This is a genomic window from Flavobacterium koreense, assembly GCF_054776075.1.
Map to the genome: position 1 here is coordinate 4957 of NZ_BAAHCF010000025.1, position 4260 is coordinate 9216.

Here is a 4260-nt window from a genome sequence, read left to right on the forward strand (position 1 = left end):
ATTAAATCTATTGATACCTTGAGTAGTTTCTTGTGGTAATCCTATTGGATTTCCTGCAATTACTCTTGTAACTCTAAATCTATAAGCAGTAACACTAGAAACTGCTCCCGCATTTATCCATTGGTTTATAGCTGTTAATGTGCTTCCACATTGTGCTCCAATTGTTGAAACTGGATTTGGTGTGTTTAAGTAACATGGTGCTCCAAAAAATGGTTGCCATACATTGTTGTATCGTACTGCAATCTCAAACATATATCTTGAGTTGTAAGTTGTACCTGGAACGTTAGCCAAAGAAATATTATTTACTGGTCTGTCAATGATAACTGGTGCAGCAATTGGTAAATTAGTATTCATATCCACTTTAGTGATTTTGAATCGGTATCCTTGAGCAAAATTTGTCCAGTTTGCTGTAACCGTTGAGTACCATCCTGCAAGAGTTGTACCGCATATTCCTGATGGTAATGACCCTACAATTGGTGTGCAATTGTTATCAATTATACCATTACAATCATTGTCGATTCCATCGTAACATACATCAACTGCACCTGGATTGATAGCAGCATTTGCATCATTACAGTCTGTTGAGAATAAACTTCCTCCACAGGCAACCATAGTCATTGTAACAGAACCAAATCCATCATTATCTGCATCTAAATAACGAACTTCGTTATCATTACAATCGGTAGAATTTATTACTCCACTTGGAGCTAATGTAGTAGAACCAAATCCATCACTATCGGCATCAACATAAGTTAATAAATTATCGTTTGTATCTGAACTATTAGTTACTCCACTTGGAGCCAAAGTTGTTGAACCAAATCCATCACCATCAAAATCAAGATAAGTCAATAAATTGTCGTTTGTATCTAAACTGTTAGTTACTCCACTCGGCGCAAATGTTGTTGAGCCAAATCCATCAGCATCAAAATCAATATAAGTCAATAAATTATCGTTTGTATCTAAACTATTCGTTACTCCACTTGGTGCAAATGTTATAGAACCAAATCCATCATTATCTGCATCAACATAAGTTAATAGATTATCGTTTGCATCTAAATTGTTAGAAACTCCACAAGGAACTATTGTTGTTGAACCAAAACCATCACCATCTAAATCAGCATACTGCAATTGATTATCATTACAATCTAACGTATTTGTTACTCCACTTGGTGCAAATGTTGTTGAACCAAATCCGTCACTATCAGCATCAACATAAGTTAATAAATTGTCATTAGAATCTAAATTGTTAGTTACTCCACTCGGTGCAAATGTTGTTGAACCAAATCCATCGCTATCGGCATCAACATAAGTTACTAAATTGTCGTTAGTATCTAAACTATTGGTTACTCCACTCGGTGCAAATGTTGTTGAACCAAATCCGTCATTATCGACATCAACATAGGTTAATAAATTATCGTTTGTATCTAAATTATTAGAAACTCCACAGGCAACTTGAGTGGTTGATCCAAATCCATCTCCATCGGTATCTAAATATTGTAATTGATTGTCGTTACAATCATTGTTATTCAAAACATATCCTACTACTGGAATACAAGAACTAGTTGTTGATAGAGGATTTCCAAATCCATCAGCATCAATATCTTGATAATAAGTATTCAATGGTTGAATTGTAACTGTTACAGGAAAACGAGTTGTACTTTCACAAATTCCTATAGTTTGAGATGCATAATAAGTTACGCCATCAACTAAAGAAAATGAGGTAGACAATGGGCTTCCTAATGTTGGATTGGCGTACCATAAAACAGATGTACCAGTTACCGATAAATTAGAAATCGTAGCAGCATTACAAAAAGATTGATTGGCACTTCCAGTTGGTGGTGGCACTACTCCAACTATTGAGTAAGAGACGCTAGCACCATTATTAGACAAAACAGAATCTAATTGATTAGACTGAATTATTGAAGCATAAGCTGATAAATTTCCTGAAGCGTTAGCTATACCATTAATAGTTAAAGTTCTAGAACCACTTGCTGGCACAGCTCCAACTGTCCAATAACTAGAATTTGGATTATATGTTCCGGTAGAAGCTGTATGCGAAGAATATGTGAAACCGGCAGGCAAACTTGCTGTTGCAATTACACCACTAGCGGCTGTTGCAGTAGCATTTGAAATAGTAATGGTAATTGTATTGCTAGTTCCCAAACAAGCGGTGGCAATATTTGAGGTTATTCCAATACCCAAATTAGCTTGCGTTGCAGGAGCAGCACCAAAAACTAAAACTCGATTCATTTCTCTACCAGCAACATATAATCTTCCATACAAGTCAAACGAAGCATTATAAACACTAAACATATTATTATTAGTTGGTGAACCTGAAGGATAAAAAGCAGTTGATGAAGTAAAATTGGCCTGACCTAAAACTATGTTTGCAGCTGCTCCATTTGTAGTTGGAATTGAATTGTAAATAAGGACACGACTATTTCCAAATTCACCAATCGCTACCTTTCCTGAAGGTGAAACGGTTACTCCAATTGGTGCATTTAAATTAGATGATGTAGTCCCTGCACCATTTGTTCCCATTATAGTTTGACCAATTACAACATTTGCTGCAGCGCCATTTGTAGTGGGAATCGTATTCCAAACCAAAACTCTATTATTAGCTGAATCTGCTACCAAAAGTTTTCCGTCAGGAGAAACACATACACCCCAAGGATTTACCATGCTAGTAGCTGAACTACCGCCACCAGGAGCATTGAAAACGGTTTGTCCTACAACAACATCGGCAGGCTTATTATTGGTAGTTGGTATGCTATTCCAAATTAATATTCTGTGATTCCCTCTATCCGCAATTAATAATCGGCCGTCACTACTCACAAAAGCACCTGTTGGCCCATTCATTGCCGTAGCAGAAACTCCGCCAAAACTAGATGTAAAATTAGACTGTCCTAATACCACATCAGCATTTTGACCATTAATAGTCGGAATCGTATTCCAAATTAACACTCTATTATTGCTAAAATCGGTTACTATCAATTTATTTCCATCTGGAGAAAATGCAACACCGTTAGAATTACTAACATTTGATTGATTAGCACCAACATTAGTACAATCAGTATATCCTGTTTTACCAACAACAACACTTGCGTTAGCACCATTAGCACTCGGTGTTGGATTCCATAATTTTACTCTTCCACCTGTTTGCTCGCTAACTGCTAAAACTCCTTTAGAACTAATAGCAGTATAAGATGGCGCATAAAGTCCACTTTGTGTACAATTAGCAACATTAGCAGTAAAATTTGCTTGACCAACAACTAAACTTGCTGCCTGCGAATTAGTAAAATTAATTTGAGCAAAAGAAAAATTTGACAGCAAAATAAAAATTACAATCATTTGACTTCTTTGTAAAGCATTCATACCGTTTGTTGATTGCTTAACAAACTTAGATGAAAAAATACAATATAGTACATCCAAAATGTGTCTACTAAGAAAAGTAAACTTGTTAAAATTGTGGACTAACCACTTCAATTGAATAAAGTTTTTCATAATATAAGGGTTTAAATGACTTTACAAAATTGATTTAATATTAAATATTATAAATCCCTACAAATGGGTATTTTAAATGTATTTACCTGCTCTTTATAAACTTTTAGCCATAAAAAAACCTCCTCAATTTCTTGAGGAGGTTTTAAACTATTTAGTTCTTGTTTAGAAACTATCTTTTAATAACACGTAGTGTTTTAGTGTTAGACTCTTGAGATACAATTACATTGTAAACTCCAGATGGATATTGGTTTCCTAATTCAAAGTTTTGAATATCAGAAGCGTTTATCATTTTGTCTTCTACTAATTTTCCTATCATGTCGTAAACTCTAACTTGAATGTTAGCTTCGCTATTAGTTTTTACATCCAACTTGAAGTTCTCTGCAAATGGATTTGGATAAGCTAATGCTTCAAATACATTTACTACTTCTAATTGAACATCTGATGCAATAGCTCTTGCTTGCATTGGAGTCTTGATTGTACATGCTTTACTATATGGCCCAAAATTTGGCTCATTTGGTAACTTAACCGCTACTTGCACAGAATAAAGCTCTCCATTTGGAATTAATCCAGGGAAGTTGTTTAATGTAAATCTGTTGTATTGGTTGTCGTAGAATGTATCATAATCAACTCCGTTGTAAACTCTAAATCTGTACATTGTTGCTCCATTAACTCCGTCTGCAATAATTAACTCAGAGTTACTTGTAACTTGATAGTTATTACATTGAACCGATCTAACTTGTGTAGTAGGATAAGCTG

2 protein-coding genes are annotated in these 4260 nt (G+C 35.0%); both read right to left on the minus strand.

Annotation, left to right across the window (positions count from 1 at the left end; all coding sequences use genetic code 11):
* Positions 1–3375: MopE-related protein (locus tag ACYU7A_RS08080; protein ID WP_460575595.1), on the minus strand; the 3375-nt coding region annotated here is incomplete at its 3' end.
* 298 nt (positions 3376–3673) lie between these two features.
* Positions 3674–4260: T9SS type A sorting domain-containing protein (locus tag ACYU7A_RS08085; RefSeq protein ID WP_460575597.1), on the minus strand; the 587-nt coding region annotated here is incomplete at its 5' end.